This is a genomic window from Tranquillimonas alkanivorans (genome assembly GCF_900115595.1).
GTDB lineage: Bacteria > Pseudomonadota > Alphaproteobacteria > Rhodobacterales > Rhodobacteraceae > Tranquillimonas > Tranquillimonas alkanivorans.
In genome coordinates, this window is record NZ_FOXA01000009.1 from 116,341 (window position 1) to 133,698 (window position 17,358).

The window sequence follows — 17,358 nt, forward strand, 5'->3', positions numbered from 1 at the left end:
ACCTCCTATGCCGCCGCAACGCGGACGAGCGGTGAGTTCAGCACCAGGGCCGCGCGCATCTTGATGACGTTGCTGGCGCTCTCCAGGTCTTCAGCGAACTCGGTCACGAGCCCCAGCCAAAGCCGCTGGCTCGGCGTGCCCCCCGCCTGTGCATCCGGCAGGTCGAGGCGGAAGGCGTAGGCATCGGTGCTCTTCGCGGCTGCCCAAAGGCGCTGTTGCCCCGCGTCGGAGGGATCGGCCCCGAGGATGATCTCCATCACCTGGCTTCGCATGACGCTCTTCATCGTTTCCGCCATGCCGCCGCCCGTCTGGAGCGAGGTCACATCCATCGTCTCCCAACTGACGCCGACGGAGCCGATGCCTTCCACGTTGCCGATTTCGGCCCAGCTCTCGCCGGTCACGTCGGCAGCGGAGAAGGCGTGCCCTTGGCTACCGCTCCTCTCCTGCCCGATGAACAGGCGACTGCCGCCGACGGCCATCAGCATGGCTTACACGCCCGCCGCAGCGTCGACGCGGGTGATCTTGGAATCCACCAGCAGCGAGACGTTCAGCTTCATCACGCTGTTCGCGGTGTCGAGTGCCTCCGAGGCGCTGCCGACTTTCGCGATGAAGTACCGCTCGGAGGGGGTGCCGCCGTCGGGCGCGTCGTTGAATACGACCTTGAAGGCGTAATCGTGGATCTCCTTCTCGGCCGCGATCAGGGCGGCTTGCCCCGCGTCCGAGTAATCCTGCCCCATGACCACCTCGAGCGTGCCGGCGTTGCGGGCGCCCTTCACCTTGCGGGTGCGGGCATCGCTGATCGACGTGAAGGTGATCTCTTCGGCGGTGTCACCGAAGGAGCCGAGGCTCTCGACTTCCTTGATCTCGGTCCAGGTCAGCGCGCCGTAGGTGGTGGCATCTGCCGGTTCGGTGTTCTGCGCGGAGTCGCTGATATAGAGCTTCGCGCCGTTCGTGGCGAAAATCATGGGTAACCTCGTGGGTTGCGGCGCTCTTCAGACTGCTTCGCGCCGGAGTGACAGGGGGTGCAGAGCGACTGCCAATTGCTCTTGTCCCAGAAGAGGGCGGTGTCGCCCTTGTGCGGGGTGACGTGGTCCACAACCGTGGCGGGGTTGCCGCAGCGACGGCACCGGGGGTGCTTCGCGAGGAAGGCGGTGCGCGCCTTGTCCCACGTCCCGGTGTAGCCGCGTTGGCTGGAGTTCGGGCGGGTGCGGTCGAAGCGAGCCTTCCGCGCCTGGTCCGCTTTCCGTTCGCACGGGCAACGGATCGACGCCGCGACACGATGGCCGCAGGCGCAGAGGCGCGGAGGCTTCACCGGCATCAGGCGACCGGGCGCTCGTGCGCGTTGCCCTTCACCAGGACGACGCCCGCCGCGATGGACGTGCCGCCGTTCTTGGTGATGACGGTGCGCAGGTAACGCTTGTGCCCGACGTACCCGACCTTGACGACGGAGTCGGCCGCAAGGCTCGCCGGGAACTCGCCCACGAGGTGTTCGGCCGCGACATCGGTGAAGTCGCCCGAGGTCGGGGTGTCGCTCTCCTGGAGCTTGGCCGTGAAGTCGCCCGAGGAAACGATGGCCCCCGTGTTGACGACCACCGCAGCCGACTCGAAGCCCTGCAGGTCGAGCGCCGCCGAGGTGTTGGTTGCGGAGAGGACCGCAGACGCGACGGCCTGCACGGTCCCGATGTTGTTCGCGAGGTCACGCATGGGTCTGTTCCCTTAGCTCGTGGACATCTTGAGTTTGCGGAAGCGCGCGGCCTGGAGGACGCGGCCACCGACGCGGCGGGTGGCGTGGATGCGGGTCAGGCCCTTCGTCGCGAGGATGTACGGGTTGACCAGGATCGACATCGAAAGCCGGTCGACGATCCGGTACGCCGAGAAGTCGCCGTAGAGGATCGGGAAGGCCCCGCTGGCGATGTCCGGCATGTCCACCGCTTCCACCACGGGACGGCCGAGGATGGTCTCGGGCTGGCCCGCCTGGAACGAGGGTTGCCACAGGTGGCGTCCGTCGGCGTCCTTGAGGGTGCGGATCACGCCGAGGGTCGTGCCGTTCATCATCCACGTCCCGGAGTTCCGGTAGGTGGCCGGCATCGCGTACATGAGCTTGATGAGCTGGTCCGGATCGATGTTCGAGGTCGAGCCGTTCACCGTGTGGGCGATGTCGGCGTGGGTCATCAGGCCCTCGGGCTGCTTGACGCCGTCACCGTTGACGAAGGCTTCGCCCTCCTTCTTGCCGAAGTCCTCGGCCAGGGCGAGGCGAACCTCCTGCTCTGCGGTGCCGCCGCTGTCGGCCAGAAGCTCGTTCGAGATGTCGACGTAGGTCATCAGCTTGCGCGCCGTGACTTCCGCTTGCCCGAAGGTCGTGGTGCTCTCTTCGGCCTCCTCGCCTTCGCCTTCCCACTGCGCATTCGTGATGCCGGTGCGGCGGGGATACTTGATTGAGGCGGAGGTGATGTTGCGGACGCTGGCAACCGAACGGATCGGCGAATACTCGACGAGGTCGCGGATGAACTCCGAAGACATCTCGGCCGGGGCGAGGTAGCCGCCCTGCTCGTCATTCGAGACGGTCAGCGACTTGAGCTCTTCCTCAGGGGCACCGCCGCCGCGCCGCAGGTAGGTGGCGAACGCCTTGCGCTCCAGCGCCTTCTGTTCGTCCTCGTCGGCCGAGGTGTTGCCGGTGCCGGGGCGGTTCGCCTTTGCCTCGAGCTTGTCGATCCGCTCGTCCAGTTTCGTCGTGTCGGCTTTCTTCTCGATCTCATCGAGGCGGTCGTTGACGGTTTTCGTCAGGTCGGCCACAGCCTTCGTGACGATGTCCGTGGGATCGTCCTCGCCGCCGTCCTTCAGCGTGAGGGCCGTGCTGCCGAGCAGCTCTCGGGTCTTCAGGTGTCGCATGTCGTTACCTCTTTGCGAGCTGCGCCGTGGCGCGTTGAAGGGATGCGGCGAGGCTGAGCGCCCGAACCGCAGACTTCGCGGAAGTCACTCGTGCGCCGGGGTGCATCGGCAGGGTCACGAGCGATGCCTCCAGGAGTTCGAGCGACTTGATGGTGCGGCCCCCGCCCGGACGCGCTGCGGCCTTCCGGGTGATGAAGCCGATGGAGATGCCGCGAACGGCACCGGAGCGGACGAGGGCGCGAACCTCGCGCGCCCGTGCCACTTCCTCGGTGAGGAGCTTGCCGGTCAGGTGCAGGCCGTCGGCCTTCTCCTCCGCCGTGTCCCACGTTCCGATGGGGTCGTTCTGGTCGTGACCGAAGAGCATCGGCAGGGGCACTTGAGCGGCCTTGAACGCACCCGGTTCGATCCAGTCGCCGATCCGGTCACCGCTGCCGAACTTCCACGCGATGCCGGACACCGCGCCGTCGTCCTCGGCCATGATCTTCGTTTCGAGGAACAGGCGATCCATCAGCGATCTCCCCGGAAGGCGGCACGGTCGGACGCGAAGGCATCAACCTGCGCCTGCACCCACTGCGCCGAGGAGAGGACGCGGATCACGTTCTTCTGCGAGAAGGGCACGGGCTCGCCGTCCTCCTCGATGTCCCAGCCCAGCACGCAAGCCGCGAGGCAGGCGATGCGGAGCTTCTCCCTGTCGACCGCAGTGACGCGCCCGTCGGCGTCGGCCATCTCTGCCATGTCGTCGGCCAGCTTGAGCCGTGCACGGTGTTGTGTGGCGCTGTCCGGGCCTGCCACGCGGAAGGTGATGCCGGTGGGCTTGCCGGTCACCGGATCGAGGAGGTCGAAGTCCCGCCCCCGGTCCTGGTCCTGCACATCGGCGAGAATGTCATTCAGTTGCATCGTCGGACTCCTGCGGATCGGCCGGCGCGTCGGTCGTGATGTTCGGGTTGGTGAATTCGTCCCCGCCCTCGTACGGCTGGAGGCCCAGCCATTGACGGCCCTCGTTGGGGTTGATCGTGCGGGACGAGATGAGGCTGTTGATGACGGTCGCGCGGGTGTTCAGGTCGGCCCGCGTGAGGTCGTCGCGATCGAAGCGGATCACCCGGCCGTCGCGCTCGTCGGGCAGGAACAGGCCCCGCCGGAATGCCGCCTCCAGCGCCCGGAGCCACGGCTCAAGGCAGTAGATCAGGAACTCGCGCCCCATCTGCTCGGTGTTCGACCACGTCGCGCGGTCCAGCTCGAAGAGCATCGATGGGGGCACGCGGAAGGCGCGGGCGATTTCGAGGATCTCGAACTTCCGGTTTTCGAGGAACTGCGCATCCGTCGAGGCGAGCTGGAAGCTCTCGAACTCGGCGCCATCGAAGAGGATCGCCGTGCGTCCGCCGCTGTCGTTGCCTTCGTGGGTCAGGCGCCACGCCTCGCGGGCCTTCTTCACGCTCTCTTCGCCCATGCCTTTCGGGAACTTCAGGGCGCCCGAGGGGCGGGCACCACGGCCGAAGAGACGGGCCGCGTGACGCTCCAGCACATGCGCCACGCCGATGGCTTCCCGGGCCAGCGTCATCGGCGCGCGGCCGAACGGGCTGCGGAGATGGATGATGTTCGAGGCCGGGACCGGCTGCGAGTTGATCGTGTACTTCGGTTCGCGGGTGGCGAGGTCATACTCGACCGCGATCACGCCGCGCGCGTAGTGGATGATCTCCACCGGCCGGCCGTCCACGCGGTTCACCCAGGCCAGCCCGCCCACGTCGGAGATGAGGGCATCGATGACGAGGTCGCGGATCAACTCATAGCCGGAGGTCCATTCGTTCGCCTGGTCGCGCAGGAGCGGCAGGATGGGATCGTCGGGAAGGTCGGTTTCCGTCCGTCCCTCCTTCTCCTTCACCATCACGTCGAGGCTCGCCGCGGCTTCCGAGATGACGCGGATCGCCGAGGCGACGGCGGGCACGCGGAGCGCGGCGTCCACGCTCAGGGTCACGCCCGAATAGTTCGTCGCGCCGACGCCGAAGATCTCGTTGAGCCAGTCCGACGGCGAGGTCAGCGACTTCGCTTCGGTCTTCGGGGCGCGGTTGAAGGGCCAGAGGTTCATGCATCCAGCTTCTCCGGCGGCGCGCGGTCCCGGCAGATGGCCAGATCTGGCTAAACCTCGTATACCGTGGGAAACCCACGGATCGAAAAAATCCTATTTCGTCCGAATGTTACGCGCGCCTCCCCGCGCCGGTCCCCGAGGAGGCACGAAAGTTCAGGACCACCCCCCGGTGGGCTCCTGCTCGGCGAGGAACTTCGCACCGGACACCATCTGGTCGGCGGTGCGGGTGAAGAGGTCCAGGCTCATCGTGAAGTGACGCACTTCGTCGCCCTGGTAGAACGAGAGAAGCACGGTGTTCGGGTCGCCGTCGGCGTGACGTATCCGCACATCGTCCACCGGCATCGCGTGTACTGTCTCTTCTGCCATGATCTCATGCCTCCTCAATTTCAGCCTTCGTACGGTACGCCGGCAGCGTCCGTCCGGTGAACCCCTCGTAGAGCACCGATGCGCGTTCGGTGATCGCCTTCCGGAGCCGCTCGTCCTGCACTGACACGTGCGCCTTGTGACCGCTCTTCGTCTTGCCCTGCGGACCATGAGCGATGACGCGGCCATCTGCCCTCTCGACCAGGACACATCCGCCGATCCGCATCCCTGCGATCTGCATGTCGAAGGTGGCGAGCAGTCGGTTGCCCGCCGGGCTCGGCTCGGCGTCGATCACGGCGAGCTTGGCGATCTGGAAGTGCTGATGATGCATTGGTCGGTCTCCTATCTCTGCCTTAGCCAAGCGTTCAGTTCGGACCGCACCGCGAAGTAGCGGCCGGCCGGTTTATAGATCGGCACGTCCGCACGACGCGCCCAGCGACGCGCGGTATCGATGGACACGCCGAGCGCCCGGGCGATTTCTTCGAGGCCCCAGAGCTTCTCCGGGCCAGAGGCGATGGCGTCGAAGCGCCAGCGATCGAGAGGGGGATGGTGACTGCTCAAGGTTCTTTTCCCTTCTCCTTTGTTTCCAGCGGCACACCGGCACACCCCTATAGGGGTGTGTGCCGTTTGTGCCGGCACAGCAGCGGCACATGTGCCGGCACTGTGCCGTCTGTGCCGCCCCATCATTCGAGGTCTCCGTTCGTCCCGATGAACCGGTAGACGTCATCGAGGACCGACAGTTCTCCGGCCTCGACGAGCGATTGTCGTGCCCGCTGGAACGCGACCTTCTTGGCATGCGCCGTGTCGGCCGTGTGGGCGGCGTAGAAGTGCGGTCGCCAGTCCTCGACGGACACGGCACGGTCGAAGCCCTCGCACTCCTGCGCGGCCTGGAAGAACGTCTTGAGCCCGAGCCGCTGGGCCGGGGATAGCTTGCGCCGCTGGGAAGGCCCCTGCCTATCGGTTTCGTCCAGCGCGACGGAGGAGATGACCTCGCCGTGAGTCGTGACGCCGATATCCACCTGCTTCATCTCGAAGCTCAGGGGCGGAGGCGGGGCGACGTCTTTCATCTTCGTCGGGGAAAGCAGCATGCGGTCCCCGTCGAGCTCGACGCGGTACTCGGCGTCGAGCGCCGCCCGCAAGGTGGAGTTGCCTCTGGCCCGTCCCTTGTCCGAGTGCCCGGTGTGGTGGACGATGAGTGCCGCGGCGTCATACCGGTCCTTGAGCCTGTCCACCGCAGCCACGAAGCTGCGCATGTCGGCCGTGGCATTCTCGTCACCCGGGCCGAAGTTCCGCGACAGGGTGTCGATCACGATCAGGCCCGGTCGCCCGACGGTCGCGGCGATCTGGTCCACGGCGGCCGTGACGGCCCTTGCGGCATTCGCGTCCAGCAGTTCGGCGGCGACCTTCGAGAAGTAGAGAGGGGCCTCGCCGAGGTTCAGCCCCCTGTGCCGCTCCCACGCCACCGTGCGCCGCTTCAGGCCGTTGTTGCCCTCACCCGCGATGTAGATGACGGGCGCCTGCTTCGTCTCTCGCCCGTGGAACGGCACGCCAGCGGCGATGCAACTCGCCATGTCGATCGCGAGGAAGCTCTTGCCGCAGCCCGGATCCCCGAACATGAGCGCCATGCTGGAGGTTTCCAGCAGCCCGTCGATCGAGAAGCTCGGCTCCTGGAAAACGAGATCCGAGACGCGCACGAGCTGGAAGCCGGACTTCGCGGGCTTCTCTTCCTCGGCCGGCGGTTCTATGACCTCCTCCGTGCCGTCGGAGAGGCCGAACACATCGCGCAGCCAGCCCCAGGCCATCTCGAGACAGTCGTGGCTCGGGTACGGTGAGAAGCCCTCCTCGGGTTCCATGTCGACGATCCAGCCCATCGCGTGGCAGATGAGGTCGAGGGGCTCGAGATGGTCGTCCATACCCTCCGCCATCACCTCGCCTGCGGCGTCGAGCCTCACTCGATGCGACCATGGCCACGGCACCATTTCGACCTGCTCTCCGCCGATCGCCTTCGCCTCATCTTCCTCGTCGCGATAGATGAGCCGATCTGCGGGCCACGTGGCGTCAGCCTCCCAATATCCGCGCTCGTGCCGCGTGTTCGGCAAGTTCAGGGCAGGGAACCATTCGGCGATTGCTTCGGGCCGGCGGGCGAGGGCATTGCGCCAGGCGAGGAGTCGATTGCGCTCCTCGATGCGGATCACGACGGGATGATCCGCCGAGAATTCGTTTTTTTTAGGGATCATGTTCATCACGCGGTCCTCCCGCGTGGTGACATGCAGAAGAGATATCGGGTAGCCTTGGGGAGCGAGCAGTACGCCGCGGCGGAGGTTTGGCGATCATCCTCCGGGGCGCCCCTGGTCGACGCGGCAACGTCTTCCAGGGGGCTCGTATTTTCCGGCATCAGGCGGCGGCAGAAACCTTGACCTGCGCCTCTTCCCACGCCTCGAGGTCACGCAGACGCCAGTAGTTTTTTCCTTTGATCTGGAACGGCGACGGGAATCCGAGGTCAGGGTCTCGCGCCCAACGCCAAAGGGTAACTTGGGACTTGCGGTAGCGCCTCTGCACGTCGGGTCCGGTCAGAAACTCCGTGGGTGCGGGCTTGCCGGCCTGTGGGCGGGGGTGTTCGTGTTGAGCAGTATGCATGGCATCCTCCGTTGTGGATGCCTTCCAAATTTCATACGGATTTACAGTCAGTCAAACGAATGCGCCCCTGTGAAATACCGCATTATTCAGGGATGCGGAAATTCCCGCTGACTTCCCGATCCCAAGCGTCTGCCTCCTCTACGGCGGAACGGGAAATCCCGTACTTGCTCGCAATCTCTACCTTGGCCGACTCGCGCGGGCATCCTTCGGAGATCAGTCGGCGGTACTCGGCGACGATACAGAAGGCGATGAAGTCCCCCGGCTCGAACGGGACGGTCTTCGGGCGTCCTCGCGGCCGCCGCAGCTTGCCGCTAACGAAAGCGGCGAGCAGGTCCCGATCTTCTCTCTCGATCGGCTCATCTGAAAGCAGGAGCCTGGCCAGCATCTCGCCTTCGATTTCGGGATCTGCACCCTTGCGTGGAGTGAAGGCGCGCGCGGCCCGGAGTATGGCGCCCCTCCACGTCATGCCCGGAGCGCCTCGAATGGGACCACGTTCGCGTTCGATGGTCTGCCGCACAGGAAGTCGTACCACGCGGACATCATCCGGCGACGACGTTCGACCATGTCTCCGCGGTCATAGGCCTGCTGCACCTTGTTCCCGACCTTGTGCCAGAGCGCGACCTCGGCCATGTCGCCGGGAAACTCCGTGCGCTCGGTGACCCATGTGCGGAAGGTGGAACGGAATCCGTGGGGCACGGCAGGCTGACCGGTCGCCGCATCTGCGAAGCCGTTCCCGCCTTGCTCCTTGTCCGCGGCCGCGATGACCTTCATGTGCTTGCCGAGTGTCGCATCGGACAGAGCCGTTCCGCGCGAGGACCAGAAGACGAAAGGGCATCCCGCGAGCCGCGGCAGAGCTTGCAGGAGTGCAATCATTTCGTCCGTCAGCGGGATGCGCTTCGGCTGTTCACCCGGCTTGATCTTGGCGGCCTTGCGTCCCGGCTGGATCGTCCACAGCCGTGTCTCGAAATCAAATTCATCCCACGTCGCGAAGCGCACCGCACCGGAGCGTGTGGCGGTCATGGCTTGGAATTCGACAGCCCGGCCGCCGATGCCTTCTCGCGCGCGGAGGGCACCGAAGCACCGTGCCGTGTCCTTGAGCTGCACGGCCGGGTAGTGCCTTTCCTGCGAGACCTGCGACGGCCGGCCGAGGAGCATGTTGAGGTTGTCATCCCAACGGGCCGGATTTTCGCCCTCGCGGTATTCTCGCACCTTGGCGAACGAAAGCACCTTCTCGATCCTCTGCCGAACCTTAACGGCGGTGACGGTCTTCGTGCTCCAGATGGGTCGAAGTACGCGCAGGACATCGTCAACCTGGACATCGGAAACCAGCATCGAGCCGATGACCGGCGTGACGTGGTTGGCCATCATGCGCCGCCATGCGATCCGCTGCGCGTCGGAGGAGAGTTCCACCAGCTTCTCGACGGCGTATTCCTCCATTGCCTGCTGGAACGTGACGCCGCGCCGTGCGGCGCGCATGAGGGCGGCATGGGCCTCCTTGCGCTCCTGAACGGGGTCTACGCCCTGCCTGAGCTTTTCCTTCATCTCCCGTGCCCGGTCGCGCGCCGGTCCGGGGAGGATTTCGGGGTAGGGGCCGAGCCCGATCTCCCGCTTTTTCCGCCCTCGATCGATCACGCGCCCGTTGCTATCCTTCCGCTCCATCCAGTCGCCGAAACGCCCGCGGAGGATCCAGGATTTCGCGCCGCTCGGCTGGATCTGGATATGCAGCCCGGCCACGCCGCCGACCGCGATTTTTACGGGACGCTCTCCGCCCGGATGTCTGAGCCCCTTGATCTGTCCCGGTGTGAGTTCCCGCGCCCGCTTCGGCATTCGAACCTGCCCTCCAACCCGCCCAAATTTATGTTCTGCAAGGTATCACAGCGAACGACGCTGAAAACCCAAAAACGGCAAACTTCTTATTTTATTGAGGAAATGACGATTCCTGAATATTCATGAATGGCCGATCCGAGTCCGACCTCGGGCACCAGATTCCCGGTGACGGATCGCGAGGATTGCCCCGTGAGGGGTGACCTGCTGTTCTTTGGCCGGGCCCTGTCTACGTGGCCGCAGTTTTGACGAATTTTCCGGGCAGGCGCGGCAGGCTGGGGCTTTCCGGTCGAGCAAGGGCGGGGCGTTACCGACACACAGACAGGCCGTGTCGATGCGGGCGCTGGCGGCGGAAAAGGGGGCTCGGCGTCTCCTGCCGGACAGCGGAGGGCGAACCGGACGCCGATCCGACCCGCTGCCGGCAGATCCTGTTCGACCTTCTGGGCAACGCGATCAAGTTCACCGAGCGAGGCGAGGTCGGGCTGGTGATCGAGCCCGTGGCGGCCGCGTCCGCTTCAAGGTGAGCGATACCGGCGAAGGCCTCTCGGCCAAGGATCAGGCCGCAGTATTCGTGGCCTTCCGGCAGGTCGACGGCGCGGACGTGCGCAAGGCGGCGGGCACCGGCCTCGGGCTCGGAGTCGCGCAGCGGCTGGCCGAGGCCCAGGGCGGACGGATCACGGTCGAAAGCCGCCCCGGCCGGGCAGCACCTTCGCGCGCGACCGGCCTGGGCGGCCCTCCGCCGTCGCCCCGAAAACTGCAACGATTTCGTAAACAATGGCGCTCCTGGCTGTGCTAGCACTGTCGCGTCAGACGTACGGGAGGCAGGCGTGCAGCGGAACAGGCCGATGGCCACGGAGCAGATGATCGAGGCGACCCCGGCGCCGGAGGCCGCCCCGGGCGTATTGTTGACGTGCCTGGAGTGCGGCCGGCAGATGGCGCTGCTGAAGCGTCACCTCGACAAGGCGCACGGCATGACGCCTGCCCAGTACGCCCTGCGCTGGGACCTGACGCACGAGGTGGCGCTGCAATCGCCGTTCTACGCGGCGCACCGCGCCGCCGTCGTCGGCGCTCCGCCAAGCTGGGGGACCTGATGCGGGCCGGCCTGGTCGAAGCGCGCTTGACCGGGACCGGGTATCGAGATTTCTCCCCATCCTCATGAAGGTCACCCACGGAATCGTCGCACCGCGTGTCTGGCTGCCGGTCTCGGCCGCGCTTTGGCTCGCCGCCGCGCTGCTCGAGACGCTGACGCCGCTGGGCGTCACGCATGGATCGTTGTATCTCTTCCCGCTGATGGCGGTGGCGGCGTCGGGGCAGCGGACCCCGGTCATCGTCGTCGCGGCGCTCAGCGCGGTGGCGACCGCGGCCGGTTTCCTGGTGCATGAGCATGGCGTGTCCCGCTCGCTCGAGCTCCTGGATCGGGCGATCACCATCACGCTGCTCGGTGCGTTCTCGGTGATGGCGCTGACGCTTCAGGAGGCGCTGGCGCGCGCCCGGCGCGGCGAGGCGGCCGCGCAACGCTCGATCGAGGCGCTGGCGCGGGCCGAGGCGACGCTGCAGCACGCCGAGGGCACGGGGCCCATCGGCAGCCTGCACCTCGACCTGGCCAGCGGCGAGTTGCGTTGGTCCGACGGGCTTTTCCGGATCTTCGGCCTGGAGTCGGGCGGCTGTCTTTCAATGGCAGACGTGACGGCCCGGCTGCACCCGGGGGACCGTGCCGGCTTCGATAATGCCCTGAGCGACGCGCTGGACCGGGGCGAGCGGCTCGAGCACGAGCACCGGATCGTGCGGGCCGGCGACGGGGCGGTGCGGCGCGTCGCATTGATCGCCGAAAAGGTCGAGGGCGAAGGCGGCGCCTACCTCGCGGGCGTGGTGCAGGACGTGACCGACCAGAGAGTGCGCGAGAGGCGCCTGCGGCTGCTAAGCTCAGCCGTCGCGATGCTCGACGAGATCGTGCTGATCACCGAGGCGGACTCCCTCGACAGCCCCGAGGGGCCGCGCATCGTCTACGTCAACGACGCGTTCGAGCGGATCACCGGCTACACGCGCGAGCAGGCTCTGGGACAGACGCCGCGCATGCTGCAGGGACCGTGCACCCAGCGCGCCGAACTCGACCGCTTGCGCGCCGCGCTCGAGAAGGCCGAGCCGGTGTCGGTCGAGCTGATCAACTACCGCGCCGACGGCGAGGAATACTGGCTCGAGATCTCGGTCTCGCCCGTGCGGGACGAGCGCGGGCGGCTCACGCATTTCGTGGCGGTGCAGCGCGACGTCACCCGACGCAAGAAAAACCTCGAAGCCCTGCGCGAGGTCGAGGAGCGGTATCGCCTCGTCACCCAGGCGACCAGCGACGTGGTCTGGGACTGGGACATGCAGACCGGGGGCATGTGGTACTCCGACAGCGTCCTCGCGATGCTGGGTACGCGGATAGACAGCCTTGACGCCTGGCTCGCCCGGGTTCACCCCGACGACCGTGCGCACGTCGAGGCCACCAATGCACGGATGCTCGAAGGCGCGGACACCGTGGTCGAGGACGAGTATCGCCTGCGCCGCGCCGACGGGACCTATATTCGCGTGAAGGACCGCGCCTTCGTGCAGCGCGACGCGGCCGGCCGGCCGCTGCGGATGCTCGGCACCATGCAGGATGTCACCGAGGCCCGGGAGATGGAGGCGCGCCTGAGCCGGGCCGAAACGCTGCAGGCCGTCGGCACGCTCACCGGGGGCGTGGCCCACGACATCAACAACCTGATGACGGTGGTGCTGGGCAACGCGGACCTGCTGGACGAGGAGCTCGAGGCGCAGCCCGGCGCGCGCGCCAAGGTCGACCAGATCGCGGGCGCGGCAGAGCGGGCGGCGGCGCTGACCGGGCGACTTCTGGCCTTTGCCCGCGAACAGCCACTCGAGCCGCGCTCGGTCGATGTGCCGGCGCTGGTCGAGCAGCTTCTTCCGATCTTGCGTACCTCGTTGCCCGATTCGGTGTCGCTGCGCGTGCAGGCCCTGCCGGGTCTGCCGCCGGCGCATGTCGATCCCGGTCAGCTCGAGGTCGCGCTGCTCAACCTCGTGGTCAACGCTCGTGACGCCATGCCCCGCGGAGGCGTCATCGACATCGGCATCACCTTCGACAGGCCCGACGGCCGCAGCGACCCGCTTGACGGCCGTCCGCTGCCGGACGAGTGCCTGATCGTCTCGGTCAAGGATCATGGCACCGGCATGACCCCCGAGGTGCTGTCGAAGGCGCTCGACCCGTTCTTCACCACGAAGCCGCCGGGCGCGGGAACCGGGCTCGGGCTTTCGATGGCCTACGGCTTCGCCAAGCAATCCGGGGGCCATATCGAGCTGTCGTCGACGCCGAGGCAGGGAACGACCGTACGCATCTTCCTGCCCGCAGCCTCGGTCCCGGCCATCGCGAGGGCGGCGCGGCCCGATGCCCCGGCGGCCGGCGGCGGCGAGCACGTTCTGCTGGTCGAGGATGATCGGGACGTGCGCGCGGCGACCGAGCGGCAGCTGGCCGCCCTGGGCTACCGCGTGAGTTCGGCCGAGGACGCGGCCGAGGCGATGGCGGCGCTCGAGGCGCATCCCGACGTGGCGCTATTGCTGACCGACCTGGTGCTTTCGGGCGGCATGAACGGCCGCGAACTGGCCGAGCGTGCGCGGGAGGAGAATCCCGACCTGCGCGTGCTCTACGCCTCGGGCTATGCCGAGGCGCAGGTGCTGGCCCATGACAGGCCGGATCCGCAGGTGCCGCTTCTGCGCAAGCCGTTCCGCCGGGCGGCGCTGGCCGCGGCAGTGGGCGGTGCGCTGGCCGGTCAGTCGTCTTCGACAGAGACTGTGCGCAAGTAGTCGCAGAACTTCGTCCAGCGCTCGCCGTAGAGGAAGCGCGCCCGCGCGTCGCCCACATGCGGCGGCAACAGGCGGTCCTCGCCCCTGTGCCAGTCGCCGCCCGTCGCCACGCCGTGCCGGTCCTGCGTCTGCAGCGCGTCGATGACGCGCAAGGTCTCGTCCGTGCTGCGCCCGACGAAGTACGGGTATTCGAAGATCATCCGCACCCGCAGCGCCGGGTCGATGATGATCGACTTGCGCACCGCGTGATGTCCGCCCTCGTTGGGGTGGATCATCGAGAAGGCGGACGACAGATAGCCGGTTTCGTCCTCGATCAGCGGGAACGGCACCTCGATCTCGAACATCCGCTCGATATCCTCGACCCAGCGCCGGTGCGTCTCGGTCGTGTCGCGCGACAGCGCCATCAGCCGCACGCCCCGGGCCGCGAACTCGTCCTGCGCCAGCGCGAAGCCCGCGATCTCGGTGGTGCAGACGCTGGTGAAGGCGGCGGGGTGGCTGAACAGCATCACCCAGCTTCCCTCGGCCCACCGGTGGAACTCGAGCGGCCCGTGGGTGGAGTGGGCCGAGAAGTTCGGGAAGATGTCGCCGATCCGCGGCACCCACTTGACGTGCTGCATGTAGGCGCGCGGCAACTGCACCGTCTCGCCGTGGCGGCCGCGTCCCGTGAAGAACTGCATGTTCATGGAACTGTCCTTGTCCGGTGAGGTCGTCTCCGGACCACCGCTACGCGCGCGGGTGGGACACGTTCGAGGCGAATTCTTGCGAAAACGTTACATTAACACGAAAGCCGAGTCAGGCCGTATCAATCACGTAGCCCACGCCGCGCACCGTCCGGATCGGGTCGGTCGCGTCGCTCACGCCCAGCTTCTTGCGGATGCGACTGACGATCCCGTCGATCAGCCGGTCGTTGACGGCCCAGCCCTCGCCGCGCACCCGCTCGACGATCTGGTCGCGCGTGAGCACCTGGCGGCGCGACTCCAGCAGGACCGAGAGCACCTCGAACTCGCTGCGGGTCAATTCGATCTCGGCGTCGTCGCGGCCGGTCAGTCGCCGCCGGCCGCGGTCGAGCGTCCAGTCGCCGAAGGGCAGGAGGTGTTCGTGCCGGGCCTGGACCCCGCGCCGCTGCTGCACGCGGCGCAGCACACTTTTCACCCGGGCGCGGAATTCCCGCATCCGAAAGGGCTTGGCCACGTAGTCGTCCGCCCCGCTTTCAAGTCCAAGAACGGTGTCCAGCTCACCGCTGCGGCCGGTCAGGATGATGATGCCAGCATCGCTTTCAAGCCGGGTGCGGCGGGCCATGGCGATGCCGTCGCCGTCGGGCAGGCCCACGTCGATGATGAAAAGCTCCGGCGAAAGCTGGGTCCGCATCACCTCGAACCCGGCGCAGTCGCAGGCCCGGTGCACGACCAGTTCGTCGCGTTCGAGCGTTGTCGCGAGCAGCGCGGCAACGTCGGCGTCGTCCTCGAGTATCACGACCTGCGGCCTGTCCATGCTCCGGCTCCGTCGGATTCGCTGCCCCCCGGTGAGGGGAAGCGCCCTCGTGCCGCAAGCGCGCACCGGCGTCCACCCGAACTCTAGAGATTGTGTACGATGCCGCTGCGGTAGCCGCGGCCGCGGATCGAAGGGCTTATCAGTTCCCCTGCGGGCGGTCCTCCCGGCGTTACCGCCTGACGCGGAATGTCGTTTCTGCCACCGAAGCGGCGCAAACCGCGCAAACCGACCCGACGCGCTTCGCTACAACGCGACCATCACGTGCGGAAGGAACACGGCATGGCGGAGCAGGGAACGCGCAGGCGGGCACGGGGCGGCGGCGGCGCGGCGCGCCGGGCCGAGCGGACGGCCGTGAAGGTCGAGGCGGCGCGCTACATCGAGCGCAACATCCCCAACCTCGAGATCCTGAACGACGAGGCGCTCGAGATCATCGAGGCCAACGCCGAGACCGTTCTGGCCGAGATCGGCGTCAACTTCGTCGAAAACCCCGAGGCCCTGCGCCGCTGGCGCGAGGCCGGCGCCGAGGTCGAGGGCGAACGCGTGCGCATCCCGCGCGGCCTGGCCCGCGAGCTCTGCAAGACAGCGCCCGCCAACTATACCCAGCACGCCCGCAATCCCGAACGGTCGGTCGAGATAGGAGGGGGGAACCTGGTCCTCGCGCCCGTCTACGGCCCGCCTTTCGTGCGCGGGCACCGCAGCGGGCGGCGGTATGCCACCATCGACGACTTCCGCGACTTCGTGCGGCTGGGGCAGATGTCGAAATGGCTGCACCACTCGGGCGGCACGGTCTGCGAGCCGACGGACATCCCCGTGAACAAGCGCCACCTCGACATGCTGCTGGCGCACATGACGCTGTCGGACAAGCCGTTCATGGGCTCGGTGACCGAGCCCAGCCGCGCCCGCGATTCGGTCGAGATGTGCGAGATCCTCTTCGGCAAGGACTTCGTGCGCGACAACACGGTGATGACCTCGCTGGTCAACATCAACTCGCCGCTTACCTTCGACGCCACGATGATGGGCGCGCTCGAGGTCTATGCCGCGGCGAACCAGGCCTGCATCCTGTCGCCCTTCATCGTCGGCGGCGCCATGGCGCCCACCACGGTCGCCGGCACGCTGACGCAGGTGACGGCCGAGGTTCTGGCGGGCGTCGCATATTCCCAGCTCATCCGGCCGGGCGCGCCGGTGATCGCGGGGGCCTTCGTCACCTCGATCGACATGAACTCGGGCGCGCCCACCTTCGGCACGCCCGAGGCGTCGCAGATCACCTACGGCATGGGCCAGATCGTACGGCGGCTGGGGCTGCCCTATCGCAGCGCCGGGGCGTTCTGCGGCTCGAAGCTGCCCGACGCGCAGGCGGGCTATGAAAGCGCCAACAGCCTGAACATGGGGCTGCTCGCGGGCGTCAACTTCATGCTCCACGCCTGCGGCTGGCTCGAGGGCGGGCTGGTCGCGTCGTTCGAGAAGTTCGTGATGGATGCCGACCAGCTGGGTGTGCTGCACCAGATCGCCAAGGGCATCGACCTGAGCGAGAACGGACAGGCCATGGACGCCATCCGCGAGGTGGGACCGGGCGGGCATTACCTGGGTTGCGCGCACACGCAGGCCAACTTCCAGAGCGCCTTCTGGCGCAGCCAGGTGCTGGACTACAAGCCGTTCGAACAGTGGTTCGAGGAAGGCGCGCGCGACACCGCCACGCTTGCCGCCGCGCGGGTCGAGAAGATGCTGGCCGACTACCAGCAGCCGCCCTTGGACCCGGCGGTGGACGAGGCGCTGACGGCCTATGTGGCCGAGCGCAAGGCCTCGATGAGCGACGCCATCGGTTAGGCGGCGGCGAGCCTGCGCGCCTCGGCCATCAGGGCGGCCAGGGTCGCGACGTGGCGGGCGGCGTCGTAGGTGCCGTCGCCCCGGCGGCGGGCGGCGTCGGCGCGGCCTTCCTGCTCCAGCAGCACGGCCACCGCGCGGGGCGCGGCGTGCGGCGGATCGGCCCGCAGGACCCGGCGCAGATCGCGCCCGCGGTCATAGTCGGCCAGCGCGAAACGCGCGGCGCGGACCAGCAGGCGGGGGCGGCGCAGGGTGGTCAGGGCATTGGGCAGCGGCATGGGGAACTCCTTGGTCATCCGGCTGCATCATGGATCGCCCTTGGATTGCGTTGCGCGAAGTGGCCCTTCTGCGCACGGTGCCGTATCAGCGCCTTCATCTTTGCCATGTGGAATGGTTCCCGCTCCGTCGCGTTAACG

21 protein-coding genes and 1 pseudogene are annotated in these 17,358 nt (G+C 67.3%); 4 read left to right on the plus strand and 18 right to left on the minus strand.

The annotated features are described in order from the left end of the window. Positions 1 to 5: 5 nt before the first annotated feature. The 15 genes from BM162_RS12465 to BM162_RS12535 all read right to left on the minus strand — a co-directional run bounded on the left by BM162_RS12465 (position 6) and on the right by BM162_RS12535 (position 9,799). A complete protein-coding gene (locus BM162_RS12465) occupies positions 6 to 485 on the minus strand; it encodes a hypothetical protein (protein WP_093422372.1) in 480 nt (159 codons plus the stop codon). A gap of 3 nt (positions 486 to 488) precedes the next feature. Next, entirely contained in the window at positions 489 to 965 is a 477-nt protein-coding gene (locus BM162_RS12470) for a phage tail tube protein (protein ID WP_093422375.1), read from the minus strand. Continuing rightward, positions 962 to 1,318: an HNH endonuclease signature motif containing protein gene (locus BM162_RS12475; RefSeq protein WP_093422377.1), complete on the minus strand. Its 357-nt coding sequence runs from the start codon at positions 1,316 to 1,318 to the stop codon at positions 962 to 964. Before BM162_RS12475 ends, BM162_RS12470 begins: the two co-directional genes overlap by 4 nt. Continuing rightward, the gene (locus tag BM162_RS12480) at positions 1,318 to 1,704 is read right to left on the minus strand and encodes a hypothetical protein (RefSeq protein WP_093422380.1); all 387 of its coding nucleotides are present in this window, start codon (positions 1,702 to 1,704) and stop codon (positions 1,318 to 1,320) included. The genes BM162_RS12475 and BM162_RS12480 overlap by 1 nt, the downstream gene beginning before the upstream one ends. A 12-nt stretch (positions 1,705 to 1,716) precedes the next feature. Then, positions 1,717 to 2,889: a phage major capsid protein gene (locus BM162_RS12485; RefSeq protein ID WP_093422382.1), complete on the minus strand. Its 1,173-nt coding sequence runs from the start codon at positions 2,887 to 2,889 to the stop codon at positions 1,717 to 1,719. A gap of 4 nt (positions 2,890 to 2,893) precedes the next feature. Continuing rightward, a complete protein-coding gene (locus BM162_RS12490; protein ID WP_093422385.1) occupies positions 2,894 to 3,397 on the minus strand; it encodes an HK97 family phage prohead protease in 504 nt (167 codons plus the stop codon). Next, positions 3,397 to 3,786, minus strand: coding sequence for a phage-derived protein YdaY family protein (locus tag BM162_RS12495; RefSeq protein WP_093422387.1), 390 nt, complete (start codon positions 3,784 to 3,786; stop codon positions 3,397 to 3,399). The genes BM162_RS12490 and BM162_RS12495 overlap by 1 nt, the downstream gene beginning before the upstream one ends. Further along, the gene (locus tag BM162_RS12500) at positions 3,773 to 4,972 is read right to left on the minus strand and encodes a phage portal protein (RefSeq protein ID WP_093422390.1); all 1,200 of its coding nucleotides are present in this window, start codon (positions 4,970 to 4,972) and stop codon (positions 3,773 to 3,775) included. The genes BM162_RS12495 and BM162_RS12500 overlap by 14 nt, the downstream gene beginning before the upstream one ends. 153 nt (positions 4,973 to 5,125) lie before the next feature. Continuing rightward, the gene (locus BM162_RS12505; protein ID WP_143096151.1) at positions 5,126 to 5,338 is read right to left on the minus strand and encodes a hypothetical protein; all 213 of its coding nucleotides are present in this window, start codon (positions 5,336 to 5,338) and stop codon (positions 5,126 to 5,128) included. A gap of 4 nt (positions 5,339 to 5,342) precedes the next feature. Continuing rightward, positions 5,343 to 5,666 (minus strand): hypothetical protein, encoded by a 324-nt coding sequence (locus tag BM162_RS12510; RefSeq protein WP_093422395.1) that lies wholly within the window; start codon positions 5,664 to 5,666, stop codon positions 5,343 to 5,345. 11 nt (positions 5,667 to 5,677) lie between these two features. Next, complete coding sequence (locus tag BM162_RS23250) at positions 5,678 to 5,896, minus strand: helix-turn-helix domain-containing protein (RefSeq protein ID WP_245759257.1); 219 nt, start codon at positions 5,894 to 5,896, stop codon at positions 5,678 to 5,680. Between the two features lie 122 nt (positions 5,897 to 6,018). Further along, positions 6,019 to 7,578, minus strand: a complete 1,560-nt coding sequence (locus BM162_RS12520) for an AAA family ATPase (RefSeq protein WP_093422397.1) — start codon at positions 7,576 to 7,578, stop codon at positions 6,019 to 6,021. 151 nt (positions 7,579 to 7,729) lie between these two features. Continuing rightward, positions 7,730 to 7,972: a helix-turn-helix transcriptional regulator gene (locus tag BM162_RS12525; RefSeq protein WP_093422400.1), complete on the minus strand. Its 243-nt coding sequence runs from the start codon at positions 7,970 to 7,972 to the stop codon at positions 7,730 to 7,732. A gap of 82 nt (positions 7,973 to 8,054) precedes the next feature. Then, positions 8,055 to 8,438 (minus strand): hypothetical protein, encoded by a 384-nt coding sequence (locus BM162_RS12530; RefSeq protein WP_093422403.1) that lies wholly within the window; start codon positions 8,436 to 8,438, stop codon positions 8,055 to 8,057. Next, complete coding sequence (locus BM162_RS12535) at positions 8,435 to 9,799, minus strand: tyrosine-type recombinase/integrase (RefSeq protein ID WP_093422406.1); 1,365 nt, start codon at positions 9,797 to 9,799, stop codon at positions 8,435 to 8,437. Before BM162_RS12535 ends, BM162_RS12530 begins: the two co-directional genes overlap by 4 nt. A gap of 331 nt (positions 9,800 to 10,130) precedes the next feature. On the opposite strand from BM162_RS12535, the gene BM162_RS23480 reads away from it, so the two are divergent. From BM162_RS23480 to BM162_RS12550, 3 genes and pseudogenes are all read left to right on the plus strand, one after another. Next, positions 10,131 to 10,592, plus strand: coding sequence for an ATP-binding protein (locus BM162_RS23480; protein WP_093422408.1), 462 nt, complete (start codon positions 10,131 to 10,133; stop codon positions 10,590 to 10,592). A 28-nt stretch (positions 10,593 to 10,620) separates the two neighbouring features. After that, positions 10,621 to 10,887: pseudogene (locus BM162_RS12545) on the plus strand (MucR family transcriptional regulator); the annotation flags it as partial. Between the two features lie 64 nt (positions 10,888 to 10,951). Further along, on the plus strand, positions 10,952 to 13,630 hold the full coding sequence (locus BM162_RS12550) for a PAS domain-containing protein (RefSeq protein ID WP_093422414.1): 2,679 nt from the start codon (positions 10,952 to 10,954) through the stop codon (positions 13,628 to 13,630). Here the strand turns inward: BM162_RS12550 and BM162_RS12555 are convergent. Together BM162_RS12555 and BM162_RS12560 are read right to left on the minus strand one after the other, a co-directional pair. Next, a complete protein-coding gene (locus tag BM162_RS12555; RefSeq protein WP_093422416.1) occupies positions 13,597 to 14,313 on the minus strand; it encodes a redoxin domain-containing protein in 717 nt (238 codons plus the stop codon). The genes BM162_RS12550 and BM162_RS12555 overlap by 34 nt on opposite strands. Positions 14,314 to 14,422: 109 nt before the next feature. After that, a complete protein-coding gene (locus BM162_RS12560) occupies positions 14,423 to 15,121 on the minus strand; it encodes a response regulator transcription factor (protein WP_093422419.1) in 699 nt (232 codons plus the stop codon). 279 nt (positions 15,122 to 15,400) lie between these two features. On the opposite strand from BM162_RS12560, the gene BM162_RS12565 reads away from it, so the two are divergent. Next, entirely contained in the window at positions 15,401 to 16,945 is a 1,545-nt protein-coding gene (locus BM162_RS12565; protein ID WP_093422421.1) for a trimethylamine methyltransferase family protein, read from the plus strand. Here BM162_RS12565 and BM162_RS12570 read toward each other — a convergent pair. Further along, positions 16,942 to 17,238, minus strand: coding sequence for a DUF6477 family protein (locus BM162_RS12570; protein WP_245759258.1), 297 nt, complete (start codon positions 17,236 to 17,238; stop codon positions 16,942 to 16,944). The two genes, BM162_RS12565 and BM162_RS12570, sit on opposite strands and share 4 nt — an antisense overlap. Positions 17,239 to 17,358: the final 120 nt, after the last annotated feature.